Genomic DNA, 17425 nt, shown 5'->3' with positions numbered 1-17425 from the left:
ATGCTGCTCACCATCGACGTAGGCAACACCCACACCGTCCTCGGCCTGTTCGACGGCGAGGAGATCGTCGAGCACTGGCGCATCTCCACCGACGCCCGCCGCACCGCCGACGAACTCGCGGTCCTCCTCCAGGGGCTGATGGGCATGCACCCGCTGCTGGGCGAGGAACTGGGCGACGGCATCGAGGGCATCGCCATCTGCTCCACCGTCCCCTCGGTCCTGCACGAGCTGCGCGAGGTCACCCGGCGCTACTACGGGGACGTTCCGGCCATCCTGGTCGAGCCCGGCGTCAAGACCGGTGTGCCGATCCTGATGGACAACCCCAAGGAGGTCGGCGCCGACCGGATCATCAACGCGCTGGCTGCCGTGGAGCTGTACGGCGGGCCTGCCGTGGTGGTCGACTTCGGTACGGCCACGACGTTCGACGCGGTCAGCGCGCGCGGCGAGTACGTCGGCGGGGTGATCGCGCCGGGCATCGAGATCTCGGTGGACGCCCTCGGCGTGAAGGGTGCCCAGCTCCGCAAGATCGAACTGGCCCGGCCGCGCAGCGTGATCGGCAAGAACACCGTCGAGGCCATGCAGTCCGGCATCCTGTACGGCTTCGCCGGCCAGGTCGACGGCGTCGTCCAGCGCATGGCGCGGGAACTGGCGGACGATCCGGACGACGTGACGGTGATCGCCACCGGCGGGCTGGCGCCCATGGTGCTGGGCGAGTCCTCGGTCATCGACGAGCACGAGCCGTGGCTCACGCTGATCGGTCTGCGGCTGGTGTACGAGCGCAACGTGACCCGGGGCTGAGGGCCGTACGGGACGGCCGGACCGGCCGCCGGGCCCGGCGGGCGACCGGCGGTCCGGAGCCCTGGCCCGACCGGCCCGACCGGCCTCCACGGCGAATTGCCCACTTAGGCCCTATACATACCTGCTTCTAACTGAAGAGGCTTTTGTTGCCTGTCGTGCTTTCCGCGACACTTGCGTCGTTCTAATGGTGTTAAGCGGATTTTGTCCGGCGACGGCGTAAGGTCGGCCCATGCCTATGCCATACGGATCCCGCGGCGGTATGGCCTTCAGCGCCGACGAGTTGCGCGTCCTGCGGCGCGCGCTCGCCGCCGCCCTCCAGCCGACGCGCCGCACGACCGCCGCCGAGCCGGGCTACGACGCCGACGGCGCCCAGGAGGTCCAGGAGTACCTGCGGCTCGCCGAGGCGGTGGACGAGGCCGCGCGCGAGGGCGGGCGGCTGCGCGCCTTTCTCCTCGCCGACCTCGCCCGCTACCGGGACGCCCTCCCCGGCTCCGCCCGCGGCTACCTGGGGCAGCTCCAGGAGGCCCTGGCGGCCGGCTACGACCCCGTCCCCGCCGACCTCGCCGCCCTGCGCCTCCTGTGCGCGCGACAGCGGGGGACGGATGAACACGCGCGCCGTACCGCCCTGCTGCGCCACTGCGAGCGCCTGGCCGAGCGCTCCGTACGGGCCAGGCTGCGGGCCCTGCCCGGCGGTCGGGTGGCGGACGAGCCCGCGCCCGTTCCCGCTCCGGAACCGCGCCCGAAGGCGCCGCGCACCGGCCGCCCCGTCCCCACACCGGGCGAGGTCTTCCCGCCGCGCCGCAAGCCCGTGCGGCCCCCCGCGGCCCGGACCGCGTGAGCGCTGCGTACCCTGGAATCCTCACTCCCGAAGGAGGCCCCTGGTCATGGATTACGTCGCAGCGCTGGTACCGCCCGTGGTGATGGCCGTGGCGTTCGTCGCGCTCATCGTGACGATCGTGAAGAGCCAGGGTGGCGAGAACAAGTCCAAGGAGGACGCGGCGGTCGACGCCGCGCTGGCCCGCGCCGAGGGCACCCGCCAGGAGCCCAAGGCCCACGGCGCCTGACCGGCACCGGCCGGGCCACCCCCGGCCGGGCCCCCGGCCACCCGCACCCCGTACCCCGCCCCGGGCGCCGACGGAGTTCGTCCATCCGTTCGGCCCCTGGTCGGCCTTGCGCACCGCACACGTCCGTACGGCCCGAGATCGTGCATCTCGGGCCGTACTGCCTTTTTCCGGGGTAAATCAACCGGGTAAGAACCGGCATTCGCGACATCTCCCACTATTGTGCTGGTGTGCCACGACGCTTGGGTGATCTGGAAGACGCGGTCATGACGCGGGTGTGGGAGTGGAACCGCCCGGTCACCGTTCGGGAAGTCCTGGAAGATCTGCAGAAGGAACGGTCGATCGCCTACACAACGGTGATGACCGTATTGGACAACCTCCATCAGAAGGGCTGGGTGCGCCGCGAAGCCGAAGGACGCGCCTATCGATATGAGGCGGTCTCCACTCGTGCCGCCTACTCGGCCGCACTGATGAACGAAGCGTGGTCCGCGAGTGACAACCCCGCGGCGGCCCTGGTGGCCTTCTTCGGGATGATGTCGCCGGAACAGCGGCACGCTCTCAGGGATGCCGTACGCATGGTGCAGGGCGACGAACCGGCGGAACCCGCACCGGCCCCGCCGGGCCCCGGCCGCGCCGAACGCGAACCGCCCGTACCGGCGGAACGGCCGGACCATGAGGAACGCGCCGGTGAACCGGCCGCGGAACGTGCGCAGGAACCTTCCGCACCCCCCGAACAGACCGAAGAGGGGCGAGCGGATGCGGGAGAAGTACCCGCGGCGGGAACCGGCGACCCGGGGCGATAGCGTCGCGCCATGTCGCCCCTGACTAATGGACTCACCGTCCGCCGTGCCCGGACCAGCGATGTACCGGCCGTACGCCGGCTCATCGACGCCTACTCCCCGGACGGCATCCTCCTCGACAAAGCCACCGTGACGCTTTACGAGTCCATCCAGGAGTTCTGGGTCGCCGAGCGGGACCAGGACGCCGAGGTCGTCGGCTGCGGAGCGCTGCACGTCATGTGGGAAGATCTGGCCGAGGTGCGCACATTGGCGGTGGACCCGCGGCACAAGGGCACCGGGGTCGGCCACCAAGTCCTCGACAAGCTGCTGCGCACCGCGGGCTGGCTCGGAGTGCGGCGCATTTTCTGCCTCACCTTCGAAGTGGACTTCTTCGCCAAGCACGGCTTCGTGGAGATCGGTGAGACGCCCGTCGACGGCGATGTCTACAGCGAGCTGCTGCGTTCCTATGACGAGGGCGTTGCCGAGTTCCTCGGTCTCGAACGAGTGAAGCCCAACACCCTGGGCAACAGCCGGATGCTTCTGCACCTGTGATCAGCGTTCTATGTCCGAATCGCGCCCCTATCTCATAGCTGTGGAAGCAAGCGTTCCCCGGCCGTGGTGCAACTGAACCCTACCCAGGGGTTTGTGTTTTTCCCGGAAAAGCGGTTTGCTTTCCGTCGTAATCCGCATTCGATGAAAGGGAAACCGGTGGCACAGAAGGTTCAGGTTCTTCTTGTCGACGACCTCAACGGCGGCGAGGCCCATGAGACCGTGACGTTCGCCCTCGACGGCAAGTCCTACGAGATCGACCTGTCCGACGACAACGCGCACAAGCTGCGCGAGTCGCTGGCCGAGTTCGTGAAGGCGGGCCGCAAGACCGGTGGCCGTTCCGGTGGCCGCGGCAAGGCCCGCGCGTCTTCCGGTGGGAGCCCGGACACCGCGAAGATCCGCGCGTGGGCGAAGGAGAACGGCTACAACGTCAATGACCGCGGTCGTGTGCCCGCGGAGATCCGTGAGGCGTTCGAGAAGGCGAACGGCTGACCGCCGTACCCGCAATCCGTTTGTCTTCGAGCTTGACGGCCGCGCAGCAAACGGGCCCGGTGGCATTCCGTTGCCGCCGCGCTCACGAGTCGTACGAGGTCGGGGGCGCGCCCCTGGCGATCCGCGAGGGGAACACCGTGGCCCCCGCGCCCTGCCCCTGTCCCCGTGGTGGGCAGAGCCGCCTCGATCTCGCGTCCCGGCTCGGGAGGCCGCACCCACCCGGCGGCCTCCCGTGGGCCCGATCCGTACGGCCACCACGCCTGCGGTGACGGCGGCGGCGGGGACGGCGCGGGCATCCGGTCCCCGGTGCCGCGTGCGGTCAGATCCAGCCCCAGCGAGCCCCATTCCAGCCATTCCAGAAGCTCCGGCAACTCCTCCGCGGCACCCGCGGTCACGAGGACGAGCATCCTGGGACCGGCGGAGCCGCTGCGGTCGATCAGTACGGGCCCCGTGGGGCCCACCCGCCCCAGTACGGCCCGGCCCGCGTCGGCCGGCAGGTCGAGGGCGTCGAAGCGCACCCCGGTCAGCAGCTCCACCGGCTCCGTGCCGGTGGTCGGCCAGCGCAGCTCGTCCTCGTACCACTGCCGTACGGCGGCGAGGGCGGAGCGGGAGCGCGGGAGCGCGACGGGCATACCGGGAGCAACTCGCGAAACCCCGAGAAGTTACGCTGGGTTGACATGCGGGTACGTACTGTCGTCGCGGAAGGGGGTGCGCGGGGGCGTGACGGCGCAACGGACGGCGCTCGGGTGTTCGCCCATAGCGGATGGAACAGGCCCGCGCCGCATGGAGTGTCCGGGGCGGCGGGTAAGACAACCCCAGTGGGGAGAGACGGTGCAGCGGCGTGCGCAGCGCTTTTTCCGGAGTTGCGGCGGACTCCGGGCGGGCGTGTCGGTGAGGGGCGCGTTCGCCACGGGCGTACTGGCCCGGGGCGTATATGCCTGGCCTGCGGGAACATCGTCTCGCACCATCGGGTTGGAGCAGATGTCGGCTGTTCGGCAGCAGATTTCCCCGCCGTCGCGGGGGTGATCCGGACGGATGTCGGCAGTTGGAATGAGCTGTCCCGTCCCACGGGACTAGCATGCGGAAGGACAGGGAGGGGACCGACCCCTAACTGCCTGACCGCTCTGAGGAGCGATTAACGATGTTCGAGAGGTTCACCGACCGTGCGCGGCGGGTTGTCGTCCTGGCTCAGGAAGAAGCCCGGATGCTCAACCACAACTACATCGGCACCGAGCACATCCTCCTGGGCCTGATCCACGAGGGTGAGGGTGTCGCCGCTAAGGCCCTGGAGAGCCTCGGGATTTCGCTCGAGGCGGTCCGCCAGCAGGTGGAGGAGATCATCGGCCAGGGGCAGCAGGCCCCGTCCGGTCACATCCCCTTCACCCCCCGTGCGAAGAAGGTCCTGGAGCTGTCGCTCCGCGAGGCCCTTCAGCTCGGCCACAATTACATCGGTACGGAGCACATCCTGCTCGGCCTGATCCGCGAGGGCGAGGGCGTCGCCGCCCAGGTCCTGGTGAAGCTGGGCGCCGATCTGAACCGGGTGCGGCAGCAGGTCATCCAGCTGCTCTCCGGCTACCAGGGCAAGGAGGCCGCCACCGCCGGCGGCCCGGCCGAGGGCACCCCCTCGACCTCGCTCGTCCTGGACCAGTTCGGCCGCAACCTGACGCAGGCCGCCCGCGAGACCAAGCTCGACCCGGTGATCGGGCGCGAGAAGGAGATCGAGCGGGTCATGCAGGTGCTGTCCCGCCGTACCAAGAACAACCCGGTCCTCATCGGCGAGCCCGGCGTCGGCAAGACGGCGGTCGTCGAGGGCCTGGCCCAGGCCATCGTCAAGGGCGAGGTGCCCGAGACCCTCAAGGACAAGCACCTCTACACCCTGGACCTGGGCGCCCTGGTCGCCGGCTCCCGCTACCGCGGTGACTTCGAGGAGCGCCTGAAGAAGGTGCTCAAGGAGATCCGCACCCGCGGCGACATCATCCTGTTCATCGACGAGCTCCACACCCTGGTGGGTGCGGGCGCCGCCGAGGGCGCGATCGACGCCGCGAGCATCCTCAAGCCCATGCTGGCGCGAGGCGAGCTGCAGACCATCGGTGCGACCACGCTCGACGAGTACCGCAAGTACCTGGAGAAGGACGCGGCCCTGGAGCGCCGCTTCCAGCCCATCCAGGTCGCGGAGCCGTCGCTGCCGCACACCATCGAGATCCTCAAGGGCCTGCGCGACCGTTACGAGGCGCACCACCGCGTCTCGATCACGGACGAGGCCCTGGTCCAGGCCGCCCAGCTGGCCGACCGCTACATCTCCGACCGCTTCCTGCCGGACAAGGCGATCGACCTGATCGACGAGGCCGGCTCCCGGATGCGCATCCGCCGGATGACCGCGCCGCCGGACCTCCGCGAGTTCGACGAGAAGATCGCCGACGTGCGCCGGGAGAAGGAGTCCGCGATCGACTCGCAGGACTTCGAGATGGCCGCGGGCCTGCGCGACAAGGAGAAGCAGCTCCTGGCCGCGAAGGCGAAGCGGGAGAAGGAGTGGAAGGCCGGCGACATGGACGTCGTCGCCGAGGTCGACGGCGAGCTGATCGCCGAGGTCCTGGCCACGGCCACCGGCATCCCGGTCTTCAAGCTCACCGAGGAGGAGTCCTCGCGGCTGCTGCGGATGGAGGACGAGCTCCACAAGCGCGTCATCGGCCAGAAGGACGCCATCAAGGCGCTCTCGCAGGCCATCCGCCGTACCCGGGCCGGTCTGAAGGACCCCAAGCGCCCCGGTGGCTCGTTCATCTTCGCCGGTCCGTCCGGTGTCGGTAAGACCGAGCTGTCCAAGACGCTCGCCGAATTCCTGTTCGGCGACGAGGACGCGATGATCTCCCTCGACATGTCGGAGTTCAGCGAGAAGCACACGGTCTCCCGGCTCTTCGGCTCGCCTCCCGGCTACGTCGGCTACGAAGAGGGCGGCCAGCTCACCGAGAAGGTGCGCCGCAAGCCGTTCTCGGTCGTGCTGTTCGACGAGGTGGAGAAGGCCCACCCCGACATCTTCAACTCCCTGCTGCAGATCCTGGAGGACGGTCGCCTGACCGACTCCCAGGGCCGGGTGGTGGACTTCAAGAACACGGTCATCATCATGACGACCAACCTCGGGACCCGGGACATCTCCAAGGGCTTCAACCTGGGCTTCGCCGCCCAGGGCGACACCAAAAGCAGCTACGAGCGGATGAAGAACAAGGTCAACGAAGAGCTCAAGCAGCACTTCCGGCCCGAGTTCCTCAACCGTGTCGACGACACGGTGGTCTTCCACCAGCTCACCGAGGAAGACATCATCCAGATCGTCGACCTCATGATCGCCAAGGTGGACGAGCGCCTGAAGGACCGCGACATGGGCATCGAGCTCAGCGGTGAGGCCAAGAAGCTGCTCGCCAAGCGCGGCTACGACCCGGTGCTGGGCGCCCGCCCGCTGCGCCGGACCATCCAGCGCGAGATCGAGGACGCTCTCTCGGAGAAGATCCTCTTCAGCGAGCTGCGCTCCGGTCACATCGTGGTCGTCGACATCGAGGGCGAGGGGGAGAACGCCAAGTTCACCTTCCGCGGCGAGGAGAAGGCGGCCCTGCCGGACGCTCCGCCCGTCGAGTCCGCGGCCGGTGGCCCGGACCTGTCGAAGGACGCGTGACGGCCGGCGGTACGGACCGGGCGCCCAGCGCCTGACCGGCACGGCCTGTGACGCCGCGGCCCGGGACCTGTTCCAGGTTCCGGGCCGCGGCGTTGTCGTAGGAGTCGTGAGCGGGGGAGCCGTACGGGCGCTGCTGTGCGGGGTGTGGAGTGCGGAGTACGGGCGCGAGGCGTCCGGGCCGTGCGCGGAAGTGTTTTTCCGTACTCGGGTACGGGCGGATATCCGTAACCGCCGGGATGCGGTGCCTTCCGCTCCGGTACGGCAGCGGCGCCGGCTATTGCCCGGCCCACCCGGACGTAAAGGGAAAACGTCATTCCGGATTGCTCCGGCGACATTGCGCGGGCGGCCCCGGCCCGAATAGGCGCCGGGTTATTCCGGAGAACCGGGTACTCGAAGGCCGAACGCCGCGCCCGGCCCCGGTAAGGCAGGCCCATAGCCCCGCAAGACCGTGATGTCACAGCTCGACGACGCGGATTCCCTCCGGAACACCGGTGACCCGCGGCAGCCGGCGGCTGACCCGCAGCTCCTCCAGCCGGGGGAACGCGGCCAGCCACTCCATCGAGGCCCCGAGGTCGTACGCCAGCCAGAGGCGGCGCAGACCGTCCGCCGGGACGATGCCGTCGATCAGCTCGGCCACCGTGAACTCCCCGGCGACCTGGAGGTACGGCCGACCGCCGAGCCCGCGCAGCGCGGACAGCTCCTCCACGTCCGCCGCGGGGAAGAACAACTGGTCCGGGTCCAGGTGGGCGATGATCTCCCGGGCGTAGCGGGCGGTGTCGTACCGCCGCCAGGCTCCGGCGAGCTGCGCCCGTACCGCGTGGTACCTCCGCTTGCGCAGCCCGGTCAGGTAGTCGATCGCCATGTCGTCGGTGATGGAGGTGGCCGTGACGGCGAGCAGATATGCCTCGCCGTCCGAGACCTCGGCCGGCTCCGGCAGCATCTCCAGGACGATCGGGCCGATCCAGCCCAGCGCGCGGGCTCCGGCCACGGTGCTGGGGCGGACCATGTCCCGGGTGAAGCGCCGCACCCGGTGGCGGACCTCCGGGTCGAGTTCGGCGGCGTGCTCCACGCAGGCCGCGGCGAGCAGCTTGCGGTGCCGGGCCTCCGCGGCCCGGATGCCCGGACGCGGGGTCAGCAGGCCGTTCAGCAGCGCCGCGCACTCGTCGGGGCGGGCCAGGGCCACGGCCATCCTGATGACGTCCTCCCACTCGGAGAGGTGGGCGTGGTTGAGCAGCAGTCCGAAGTCGTGGCGCTGGACGGTGGCGCGGGCGGCCAGGAAGTCCTGGAAGGTGCGGTGCACGAAGTCGACCGTGCCCGGGGCCGGTTCGCGCAGCAGCCCGGTGCGGTTGAGCAGGTGGCGGTAGATCTCCTCGGCGCCGCCCTGGCGTGCGGCGTCGGGGATGGCCGCCAGGTGCTGCGCGAGCGTGTCGACGGCGATCTCGCGGTCCATCTCCGAGCGCCCGTTGACCAGCATCCAGTGCGCCAGCTTCTGCAGTAGCTGGATCTTGGGCTGGCGGGGCAGGTCGATGCCGTCCGTGGTGCCCATCGCCCGTTCCCGGTCCCGCCGTTCCAGCAGCATCGACAGGGCGGCCTCGTACAGCTCCTTGCGGCCGTTGGGGAGGTAGCCGCGGCGGTCGCGGTGCAGGGCGCAGAGCATTCCGCACATCAGCGGGTTGGTGGCGAGCCGCCCGAGGTCGCGGGTGATGCGTACGGCGTTGAGCAGGGTGCGTTCGTAGTGGTCGAGGCGGTCCAGGTCGTCCGGCTCCTGCTGGGCGGCGGCGCGGTGCCAGCGCTGGATGAACGCGGCGATGTCCTCGCGGCTCATCGGGGCCAGCGACAGTTCGGCGAAGCCGTCGGCCGTCAGCCAGTCGGCGCGCACCGCGGAGGGGCGGGAGGTGACGATCCAGATGTTGCCCGGGTACAGGGCGGTCCAGTCCCGGAGTTTGCGCCGCAGCCGCTCGCGCTCGTCCTCGGGGGCCTCGTCCACGCCGTCGATCAGCAGCAGTCCCCGGCCGGCCCGCAGCACGCGGTCGGCCCAGCCCGGCGGCTGGGCCTCGGCGCCCGGATAGCCGACCGCCGCGAGGAAGCCGCCGGGGGACGGCAGGCCGTGCCGGGCGAAGCGGCGCACCGGAAGGAGGAAGGGCACCCGGCCGTACAGGGCGCGGTGCAGCGGGGTGGGCAGCTCGCCGCGGGCGGTGGCGACGGCCAGCCACTGGAGCAGGGTGGTCTTGCCGGATCCGGCCACGCCCCGTACGAGAATCCGGCACCGGCCGGACAGGGCGTGCTCGGCGGGGACGGCGGGCTCCGGAGGGCCGTCGCTGTCCACGGCGGCCGGTTCGGCCTCGCAGCGCAGGCCCAGGTAGGCGGCGTCCAGCGGCCAGCTGTCCGGGGAGTGCGCGAGGTCGATGCCGAAGATGGTCAGGTGGTTGTGGAGGACGGCGGTGTCGTGGGCGTACCGCGTCTCGAAGTCGGCGTCCTCGGCGGAGCGGGACGGCAGCCGGGCGGCCAGCGCGCCGACGGCGTCGTCGAGCCTGCCGAGGGCGCGCCGGTTCTCGACGAGGGTGCGGGCACCGAAGCCGGACAGCCGGGTGAAGAACTCCAGCATGTGCAGGGCCGCGGTGTGCAGCACGATGCCGTGCAGCTGGGCGCCGTCGCCGGTCAGGTGGCGGGTGGCGTCGGGGGCGGCGCGGTGCAGTTGCCGGGTGAGCGTGTCGGCTTCCAGCCGGGCGTCCTGCACGATCTCCAGGTCGATGTCGCCGAGGGCGCAGAGCGTACGGGCGAGGGCGTCCGCCACGGCCCGGTCCTCGTCGGGGGCGACGGGCCGCTCCAGTGCCGCGCCGGTGGCGCCGGGCAGCGGGGTCACGGCCCGGTCGACGAGCTTGGCGGCGATGCGCCGTACATCGCGCTCCCCGAGGGTGCGCTTCTCGCCGCGGAAGGAGACCAGGCCGCTGATCCGTAACGGGCGGTCCACCAGGAAGGCGCCGGGGCCGGGGCGGACGAGGAGCTTTCTGACGAGCGGGGCGACGACTTTCGGAAGGAGCCGGGCCATGATGATCATCGGGTCCATGCGGTGATCCCCCATCACCTGGTCGACGCCGGCCGGGCCGGGCGCCGTGGACTTCAAGCCTAGAGGAGACGGGGTCTCCGGGAGGTTGCTCAGCCGGGTGACGCCGTACGGGGGGCGAGCTTTCCTCGTACGGGGGCTTTGGTCCCGATACGGACAGGCAAAAGACCCGGCGGAAGGCGGGGGAAAGCCGGGGCCCGGTGACATGACGCACAGGCCCTCGGGCGCCTACTACGCGGAATAGCGGGCGCTTTCCGAGGTGCGGCGGGCGGGTACGGGCGCGGGGGCCGCCACGGCGCGGCGAGGGGGTTCACGGGGTGTTCGGCAACGTCGTACGCCGGGGTGAAGCCGCAGCTCAGAGGCTTGGCGCCGGGTGTGGCCGGCGTCCGTGAGAGGGCGGTGGCCGCAGGGTTTGATGTCGGGTGGTGCGGGTAGTGGCGGGGGTTCATTCCCCCGGCTTTTGCTACGGGATGGGATAGTAGAAGGGGGTATTGGCAGCATGTCGGATTCGGGTTACCAAGGTGGGGCGTTCCCGGTCGACGGCCGGGGCGCGGCCTTTTCCCTTTCCCGGAGGTAGTCCCCGCATGTCGAAGCACCACCCCCTGCACCGCCTGACGAAGAAGTCCACTCTCCGTACCCGCGCCTCCGTGCTCGCGGCGGGCCTGGGCGTCTCCGCGGCCATGGGCGCCGGGGTGGCCGTGGCGGCCGGGAGCGACGCGCACGCGATCGCGCTGGACGGCCTGGCGTCCGACGTCCGCTCCTCGGTGGCCGCGCAGGCCGACGCCCAGAAGAAGGCGGCCGAGGCGGAGAAGCAGGAGGCCGAGAAGGCCAAGAAGGCCGCCGAGGAGAAGGCCCGCTCCTGGGTGAAGCCGGTGGACGACTACAAGCTGGGCATGACCTTCGGGCTGGCGGGCAAGCACTGGTCCCACAACCACAGCGGTCAGGACTTCGTGGTGCCCAGCGGCACGGCCGTGCACGCCGTGCACGGCGGCACCGTCGTCAAGGCCGGCCCGAACGGCGGCGGCGACGGTCCCGCGTACGGCAACGCGATCGTGATCAAGCACGACAGCGGCACGTACACCCAGTACGCGCACCTGACCAGCACCGAGGTCAAGCCGGGCCAGAAGGTGGAGACCGGCCAGGAGATCGCCAAGTCCGGCAGCACCGGCAACTCGACCGGCCCGCACCTGCACTTCGAGGTCCGTACCGGCCCGAACTACGGCTCCGGCGTCGAGCCGACCGCCTTCCTGAAGGCGCGCGGCGACGGCGTGTGATCCCGCCCGCGGCACCCCCCGGTGCCGCGGTGCCGTCAGCCGAGACTCGGCGGCTGGGCGGCGGTGACCAGTTCGGTGGCGACCTCCAGGACGGCCTTGCGCTTGTCCTCGGGGTCGCCTTCGAAGTTCTGCATGGCGAACAGGCCCGCGTGCATCGAGAAGATCGCGGTGATGCACCGCACCTGGTCCGTCAGCTGCGCCTCGGGTTCCCTGAGCAGTCCGGTGAGCCGGAGCATCCGCTGCTTGAAGGTCTCGCCGATGCTCAGGTCCCGTACGGCCGCCTGATTCTCCTGCATGAAGCGGAACAGCGGCTCGGCGGAGCGCAGCGCCTCGCTGTAGCGGCGCAGGATCTCCTGCTTGGTCTCCAGGGTGCGCGGCTGCGCGCCGGCCCACTCGATCAGGTCGTCGATCGGCCGCGTCAGGTCCTGGAAGAGGCTGATGACGATGTCTTCCTTGGTCTTGAAGTGGTAGTACAGCGCCGCCTTCGTGACGTCGAGCCGCTCGGCGATCTCGCGCAGCGAGGTCTTCTCGTACCCCTGCTCGGCGAACAGCTCCAAGGCGACGTCCTGGATGCGCTGGCGGGTGTTGCCCCTGCGCGCGTGCGGTGTGCCCATGCTGCTGTTCTCCTGCGTCGGTCGTCCGGGCCGGGGCCACGGGGGCCCACGCACAAACTTACTTGACGCCCGGCTAGTTGGTAGCTACCTTACTGCACTGTACTGAACTAGCCGGGCGGCAAGTAAGTGGGAGAAGCGAAAATGGGGATGTCGCAGACGAAAGCGACCCCGACGGGGGAGATACCGAAACCGGCGGAATCCGGGGGGAAGCAGCCGGCCAGCGTCCGCGTGGTGCTGTTCGCGCTGATGATCGCGATGCTGCTCGCGATGCTGGACAACATGATCGTGGGCACCGCGATGCCCACGATCGTCGGCGAACTGGGCGGGCTGAGCCACCTGTCCTGGGTGGTGACCGCGTACACACTCGCGACCGCCGCCTCCACCCCGATCTGGGGCAAGCTGGGTGACCTGTACGGCCGTAAGGGCGTCTTCCTGACGTCCATCGTGATCTTCCTGATCGGCTCCGCGCTCTCCGGCATGGCCCAGGACATGGGTCAGCTGATCGGCTTCCGGGCCGTGCAGGGCCTGGGCGCGGGCGGTCTGATGGTCGGCGTCATGGCGATCATCGGCGACCTGATCCCGCCGCGCGAGCGCGGCAAGTACCAGGGCATGATGGCCGGCGTCATGGCCGTCGCGATGATCGGCGGACCGCTGGTCGGCGGCACCATCACCGACCACCTCGGCTGGCGCTGGAGCTTCTACATCAACTTGCCGCTGGGTGCGATCGCCCTGGTCATGGTGACCGCGGTGCTGCACCTGCCGAAGAAGCGGTCGCAGGCGCGCATCGACTACGTGGGCGCCGTACTGCTCACCGTCGGCATCACCTCGCTGGTCCTGATCACCACCTGGGGCGGTACGGAGTACGCCTGGCTGTCGGCCCAGATCATCGGGCTCGGCGCGGTCGGCGTGGCGGCCCTGCTCGCCTTCGTCTTCACCGAGACCAAGGTCCGCGAGCCGGTGCTGCCGCTGCACATCTTCCGCAACAGCAACTTCAGCCTGGTCACGCTCATCGGCTTCCTGGTCGGCTTCGTGATGTTCGGGTCGATGACCTTCCTGCCGCTGTTCCAGCAGACCGTGCAGGGCGCCTCGGCCACCAACTCCGGGCTGCTGCTCCTGCCGATGCTGCTCGCGATGATGGCGGTCTCGCTGGTCGCGGGCCGGGTCACCACCAACACCGGCAAGTACAAGATCTTCGTGGTGGGCGGCGGCGCGCTGATCACCGCGGGGCTGGCGCTGCTGTCCCTGATGGACACCGGGACCACCCGCTTCACCTCGGGTGTGTACATGGCGGTGCTCGGCGCCGGTATGGGCTTCCTGATGCAGACCACGATGCTGATCGCGCAGAACAGCGTCGAGATGAAGGACATGGGCGTCGGCTCCTCGTCCGCCACCCTGTTCCGTACGATCGGCGGCTCCTTCGGTGTCGCGATCTTCGGAGCGATCTTCAACAACCGGGTGACGGACGTGATGACCGAGCGGCTCGGCGCCGCGGGGGCGGGCGCGTCCGCGGGCGGCGCGCAGATGGACCCGAAGGCCCTGGCCAAGCTGCCGGCGGCGGTCAAGGACGCGTACATGCACGCGGTCTCCGGCGGCACCCACCAGGTCTTCGTGTGGGGCGCGCTGATCAGCGTCATCGGCTTCGCCGCGGCCTGGTTCCTCAAGGAGGTGCCGCTGCGCGGCGGCCCCGCCAAGCCGGCCGAGGGCCCGCAGGACGGCGGCGACGCTCCGGCGGCCAAGGCTCCCCTGGTGGACGCCGTCTGATCCGGCACTGAGAACTCCTGGCCAGCGGCCCCCGGCGAACATGCCGGGGGCCGTCGGCGTATCCGCGCGCCGGTCGGCGAAGGGCCGTTGTCAGTGGTGCGTGTCAGCATCGGAACATGAACGGCGACGGGGTGCGGGACGAGCGGGCGGACGGGCGCGCGGGCGGCGATGGCGCGGCGCCGGCGCCGCCGGTGGCCCCGGTGCCGTCCGCGCGGCTGCGGCAGCTTCGGCTGGCCAAGGACGCCATGGACCGGGACTGGGCCTCGCCGCTGGACCTGGGCGCGGTGGCGGCCCACGCCGGGTATTCACGCTTCCACTTCATCCGGGCCTTCAAGCAGGTGTACGGCCTGACCCCCGGCCAGTACCTGAGCCGGCGCCGGATCGAGCGGGCTGAGGAACTGCTGCGTACGGCCGATCTCTCCGTCACGGAGATCTGCTGGCTGGTCGGCTTCGGCAGCCTGGGCACCTTCTCCGCCCGTTTCAAGGAGCAGACGGGGCTGACGCCGAGCGCGTACCGCCGGCGGCATGTGGGACAGGGCGCCGGGCTGATACCGGGCTGCTACGCCCTGCTGTGGTCCGGTGGCTTCAAGTCGTTCGAGAGCCGGGACGGGACGGCCCCGGCGGACCGCAATTTCCGAGAAGGCGGGTAGCGGACGCGCTGCCTACGGTGAAGAGGACCGCGCAAGGCAACGGAAGGCACATCATGATCAAGGGACTCGCCATCACCACCGTCTGGGTCCTCGACCAGGACCGGGCGAAGGAGTTCTACACGCGAAAGCTCGGACTGGAGGTCCGCACGGACCTGCGGATGGGCGGCGAGGACGGTATGCGGTGGCTGACCGTCGGCGCCAAGGACCAGCCCGAGGTGGAGCTGACGCTGATGGTCCCCGGCCCGCCCGGTATGGACCCGGAGTCCGGCGAGCAGCTCAGGCAACTGGTGAGCAAGGGGCTGATGGGCGCCGGGGTGCTGGCCACGGACGACGTGAAGGCCGACTACGCGGCGCTGAAGGCCAGAGGCGTGGAGTTCCTCCAGGAGCCGCAGGAGCGCCCGTACGGCATCGAGGCGATATTCCGCGACGACTCCGGCAACTGGTTCTCGCTGACCCAGCGCAGCGAACAGCTCGACCTGGGCAAGGACTGGGGGGAGTGCGTGGAGTAGCCATCAGGCTGCGGACGGGCGGGCCGGGCAGCGCGCGCGGCGGACCGCGCGCGGCGGACTCGGCCGGAAGGGCGGGCGCCGCCCCTCACCGGTCCGGCGGTCGTCCCTACCGGTCCGGCGGTCGCCCGCACCGGTCCGGCGGTCGTCCCGACCGGTCCGGCAGTTGCCCGCACCGCTCCGGCGGTTGCCCCTACCGGTCCGGTAGCTGGATGACCGGGAAGCTGCCCGTGTTCGTCGGGGCGTTCTCCGGCAGCCACAGGACGGAGACCGCGCCGGTGGAGCCGTCCGTCAGCGCGTCCGCGTTGCGGAAGGTCAGCCGGGCGCCCAGGACGCGGGCCTGGCCCGCCGCGATGGTCAGGCCGAGGCCGTGGCCGCGCCCGGCCCGGTCGCTGCTGCCGGTACGGAAGCGGCTCGGGCCCTCGCGCAGCAGGGCCTCGGGGAACCCCGTGCCGTGGTCGCGTACGCGCACGACCCGGCCCTCGACGGTCACCTCGATCGGCGGCTTGCCGTGCCGGGCCGCGTTCGCGATGAGGTTGCCCAGGATGCGCTCCAGGCGCCGCGGGTCGGTGGAGACCTCGGCGTCCCGCAGGATCTCGATCTTGATGTCGCCGTTCAGGGCCCGCACCCGCCGGGTGACGAACTCGCCGAGCGCCACGTCCTGGAGTTCGGCCCGCTCCGCGTAGCCGTCCAGCCGGGCCACCTCCAGCACGTCCTCGACGAGGGTGCGCATCGCCTGCGCCCGGTCCCGTACCAGCTCCGAGGGGCGGCCGGGCGGCAGCAGCTCGGCCGCGGTGAGCAGCCCGGTGACCGGGGTGCGCAACTCGTGGGCGATGTCGGCGGTCACCCGGCGCTCCGCCTCGATGCGCTTCTGGAGCGCGTCGGACATCGCGTCCACCGCCCAGGCCAGATCGTCCGTCTCGTCCCGGATGCGGCCGCCGACCTCGTCGCGGATGCGGACGGAGGTGTCGCCGTCGGCCAGCTTGCCGGCCGCCGCCGCGGCCTTGCGCAGCCGCTGGGACAGCCGTCCGCCGATCAGCACGCCGAGCGCGCAGCCGCCGACCACGACCGCGGTCGAGCCGATCAGCAGCGCCTGGTCGAGGTCGTCGAGGACGGCGAACCGGTCGGGGAAGTAGCCTTGGACGGACAGCACCCGGCCGCCCGCGGCCGGCGCCGCGGCCCACACCTTGGGCGTGGTCTGGCCGGTGTCCTCCAGGTAGGTCGCCCGCTTGCCCTTGGTGACCTCGTCCCGCAGCTCCTTCGGCAGCGCCGGGTCGTCCAGCTTGGCGCCGAAGCGGAGCTGGTGCGTGGATTCGTAGATCTTCTGCGTGAAGTTGAGGCGTTCGGTCTGCACGTCGCGGCTGTTGTCCAGCATCGAGCCGCGGGCCGCGTTGTGCACGACCAGGCTCAGCGCGATCGCGACCAGCGCTCCGACGAGCGCGATCGCGGCGCTGAGCTTCCACCTCAGTCCGGTACGCAGGGCGAGCCTGACCACCGCAGGAGTCAGCCTCTCAGCTTGTAACCGAAGCCGCGGACCGTCTCGATGCGGTCCTGGCCGATCTTGCCGCGCAGTCGCTGCACGTGGACGTCCACGACCCGGGTGTCACCGCCCCAGCCGTAGTCCCAGACCCGCTCCAGCAGCCGGTCGCGGGAGAGGACCGTGCCGGGCGAGTCGGAGAACTCCAGCAGCAGGCGCATCTCGGTGGGCGTCAGCGCGACCGGCTGACCGCCTTTGCGCACCTCCATGCCCTCCGTGTCGACCTCCAGGTCACCGAAGCGCAGGACGGCCTCGGCGGGCGCGGCCGTGTCCGAGCCGGCGGCGCCCGAGCCGTCCGGCCCAGAAGCGTGCCCGAAGCGGCGCAGCACCGCGCGGATCCGGGCGACCAGCACGGCGCCGTCGAACGGCTTGGTCACATAGTCGTCGGCGCCGGCTTCCAGGCCCAGCACCACGTCGATGGAGTCGGCCCGCGCGGACAGCATGATCACCGGCACGGTGGACTCGTCCCGGATGCGCCGGCACAGGCTGACGCCGTCCAGGCCCGGCACCATCACGTCCAGCAGGGCGATGTCCGGCCGGTCGGCGCGGAACGCCTCCAGCCCCGCCAGGCCGTCGGGCATGGCGGTGACCACGAAGCCGTCCCGCTCCAGCGCGAGCTGGGTCGCCTCGCGGATGACGTCGTCGTCCTCGACGAAGAGCACATGGGTATCGGCCATGC

At 70.7% G+C, this 17425-nt stretch carries 16 protein-coding genes; 11 read left to right on the top strand and 5 right to left on the bottom strand.

Annotation, left to right across the window (positions count from 1 at the left end; all coding sequences use genetic code 11):
* From ACZ4QV_RS35970 to ACZ4QV_RS35945, 6 genes are all read left to right on the top strand, one after another.
* Positions 1–798: a type III pantothenate kinase gene (locus ACZ4QV_RS35970; protein ID WP_125045714.1), complete on the top strand. Its 798-nt coding sequence runs from the start codon at positions 1–3 to the stop codon at positions 796–798.
* 229 nt (positions 799–1027) lie between these two features.
* The gene (locus ACZ4QV_RS35965) at positions 1028–1636 is read left to right on the top strand and encodes a hypothetical protein (RefSeq protein ID WP_361584566.1); all 609 of its coding nucleotides are present in this window, start codon (positions 1028–1030) and stop codon (positions 1634–1636) included.
* Positions 1637–1682: 46 nt separating this feature from the next.
* Positions 1683–1862: a hypothetical protein gene (locus ACZ4QV_RS35960; RefSeq protein ID WP_361159750.1), complete on the top strand. Its 180-nt coding sequence runs from the start codon at positions 1683–1685 to the stop codon at positions 1860–1862.
* Between the two features lie 263 nt (positions 1863–2125).
* A complete protein-coding gene (locus ACZ4QV_RS35955; protein WP_467764020.1) occupies positions 2126–2662 on the top strand; it encodes a BlaI/MecI/CopY family transcriptional regulator in 537 nt (178 codons plus the stop codon).
* Positions 2663–2671: 9 nt separating this feature from the next.
* A complete protein-coding gene (locus ACZ4QV_RS35950; protein ID WP_361584562.1) occupies positions 2672–3190 on the top strand; it encodes an amino-acid N-acetyltransferase in 519 nt (172 codons plus the stop codon).
* A 156-nt stretch (positions 3191–3346) separates the two neighbouring features.
* On the top strand, positions 3347–3679 hold the full coding sequence (locus ACZ4QV_RS35945; protein ID WP_030025331.1) for a histone-like nucleoid-structuring protein Lsr2: 333 nt from the start codon (positions 3347–3349) through the stop codon (positions 3677–3679).
* Here ACZ4QV_RS35945 and ACZ4QV_RS35940 read toward each other — a convergent pair.
* Positions 3610–4311: an SCO3374 family protein gene (locus ACZ4QV_RS35940; RefSeq protein ID WP_361159743.1), complete on the bottom strand. Its 702-nt coding sequence runs from the start codon at positions 4309–4311 to the stop codon at positions 3610–3612. The two genes, ACZ4QV_RS35945 and ACZ4QV_RS35940, sit on opposite strands and share 70 nt — an antisense overlap.
* Before the next feature lie 509 nt (positions 4312–4820).
* Between ACZ4QV_RS35940 and ACZ4QV_RS35935 the strand changes: the two genes are divergently transcribed.
* The gene (locus ACZ4QV_RS35935; RefSeq protein ID WP_031005653.1) at positions 4821–7340 is read left to right on the top strand and encodes an ATP-dependent Clp protease ATP-binding subunit; all 2520 of its coding nucleotides are present in this window, start codon (positions 4821–4823) and stop codon (positions 7338–7340) included.
* Between the two features lie 454 nt (positions 7341–7794).
* Here ACZ4QV_RS35935 and ACZ4QV_RS35930 read toward each other — a convergent pair whose 3' ends face one another.
* Positions 7795–10464, bottom strand: a complete 2670-nt coding sequence (locus tag ACZ4QV_RS35930; RefSeq protein WP_361159739.1) for an NACHT domain-containing protein — start codon at positions 10462–10464, stop codon at positions 7795–7797.
* Positions 10465–10988: 524 nt separating this feature from the next.
* Here ACZ4QV_RS35930 and ACZ4QV_RS35925 point away from each other — a divergent pair.
* A complete protein-coding gene (locus ACZ4QV_RS35925) occupies positions 10989–11678 on the top strand; it encodes a M23 family metallopeptidase (protein ID WP_361159736.1) in 690 nt (229 codons plus the stop codon).
* Between the two features lie 35 nt (positions 11679–11713).
* Here the strand turns inward: ACZ4QV_RS35925 and ACZ4QV_RS35920 are convergent, their stop codons facing one another.
* A complete protein-coding gene (locus ACZ4QV_RS35920; protein ID WP_361159733.1) occupies positions 11714–12292 on the bottom strand; it encodes a TetR/AcrR family transcriptional regulator in 579 nt (192 codons plus the stop codon).
* A gap of 147 nt (positions 12293–12439) precedes the next feature.
* On the opposite strand from ACZ4QV_RS35920, the gene ACZ4QV_RS35915 reads away from it, so the two are divergent.
* The 3 genes from ACZ4QV_RS35915 (at position 12440) to ACZ4QV_RS35905 (ending at position 15212) form a co-directional block, all read left to right on the top strand.
* Entirely contained in the window at positions 12440–14053 is a 1614-nt protein-coding gene (locus tag ACZ4QV_RS35915) for an MDR family MFS transporter (RefSeq protein WP_467764010.1), read from the top strand.
* Positions 14054–14298: 245 nt separating this feature from the next.
* The gene (locus tag ACZ4QV_RS35910) at positions 14299–14703 is read left to right on the top strand and encodes a helix-turn-helix transcriptional regulator (protein ID WP_361159845.1); all 405 of its coding nucleotides are present in this window, start codon (positions 14299–14301) and stop codon (positions 14701–14703) included.
* Positions 14704–14756: 53 nt separating this feature from the next.
* Positions 14757–15212: a VOC family protein gene (locus ACZ4QV_RS35905; protein ID WP_361159727.1), complete on the top strand. Its 456-nt coding sequence runs from the start codon at positions 14757–14759 to the stop codon at positions 15210–15212.
* 190 nt (positions 15213–15402) lie between these two features.
* Here the strand turns inward: ACZ4QV_RS35905 and cseC are convergent, their stop codons facing one another.
* Positions 15403–16704 (bottom strand): two-component system sensor histidine kinase CseC, encoded by a 1302-nt coding sequence (gene cseC, locus ACZ4QV_RS35900; RefSeq protein ID WP_361159724.1) that lies wholly within the window; start codon positions 16702–16704, stop codon positions 15403–15405.
* Between the two features lie 8 nt (positions 16705–16712).
* Positions 16713–17423 (bottom strand): two-component system response regulator CseB, encoded by a 711-nt coding sequence (gene cseB, locus ACZ4QV_RS35895; RefSeq protein WP_361159721.1) that lies wholly within the window; start codon positions 17421–17423, stop codon positions 16713–16715.
* Positions 17424–17425 lie beyond the last annotated feature (2 nt).

The organism is Streptomyces sp. NPDC026394 (genome assembly GCF_055567735.1).
Note: the sequence above shows the minus strand (reverse complement) of the source record. Positions and strands in the feature narration are given on the sequence as shown.

Excerpts from the sequence above, each read along its gene's own strand:
- ACZ4QV_RS35940 (WP_361159743.1), bottom strand. The coding sequence starts at position 4,311 with ATGCCCGTCGCGCTCCCGCGCTCCCGCTCCGCCCTCGCCGCCGTACGG.
- ACZ4QV_RS35935 (WP_031005653.1), top strand. The coding sequence starts at position 4,821 with ATGTTCGAGAGGTTCACCGACCGTGCGCGGCGGGTTGTCGTCCTGGCT.
- ACZ4QV_RS35915 (WP_467764010.1), top strand. The coding sequence starts at position 12,440 with ATGTCGCAGACGAAAGCGACCCCGACGGGGGAGATACCGAAACCGGCG.
- ACZ4QV_RS35925 (WP_361159736.1), top strand. The coding sequence starts at position 10,989 with ATGTCGAAGCACCACCCCCTGCACCGCCTGACGAAGAAGTCCACTCTC.
- ACZ4QV_RS35950 (WP_361584562.1), top strand. The coding sequence starts at position 2,672 with ATGTCGCCCCTGACTAATGGACTCACCGTCCGCCGTGCCCGGACCAGC.
- ACZ4QV_RS35920 (WP_361159733.1), bottom strand. The coding sequence starts at position 12,292 with ATGGGCACACCGCACGCGCGCAGGGGCAACACCCGCCAGCGCATCCAG.
- ACZ4QV_RS35955 (WP_467764020.1), top strand. The coding sequence starts at position 2,126 with ATGACGCGGGTGTGGGAGTGGAACCGCCCGGTCACCGTTCGGGAAGTC.
- ACZ4QV_RS35910 (WP_361159845.1), top strand. The coding sequence starts at position 14,299 with ATGGACCGGGACTGGGCCTCGCCGCTGGACCTGGGCGCGGTGGCGGCC.
- ACZ4QV_RS35905 (WP_361159727.1), top strand. The coding sequence starts at position 14,757 with ATGATCAAGGGACTCGCCATCACCACCGTCTGGGTCCTCGACCAGGAC.
- ACZ4QV_RS35965 (WP_361584566.1), top strand. The coding sequence starts at position 1,028 with ATGCCTATGCCATACGGATCCCGCGGCGGTATGGCCTTCAGCGCCGAC.
- ACZ4QV_RS35970 (WP_125045714.1), top strand. The coding sequence starts at position 1 with ATGCTGCTCACCATCGACGTAGGCAACACCCACACCGTCCTCGGCCTG.
- cseB (WP_361159721.1), bottom strand. The coding sequence starts at position 17,423 with ATGGCCGATACCCATGTGCTCTTCGTCGAGGACGACGACGTCATCCGC.
- ACZ4QV_RS35960 (WP_361159750.1), top strand. The coding sequence starts at position 1,683 with ATGGATTACGTCGCAGCGCTGGTACCGCCCGTGGTGATGGCCGTGGCG.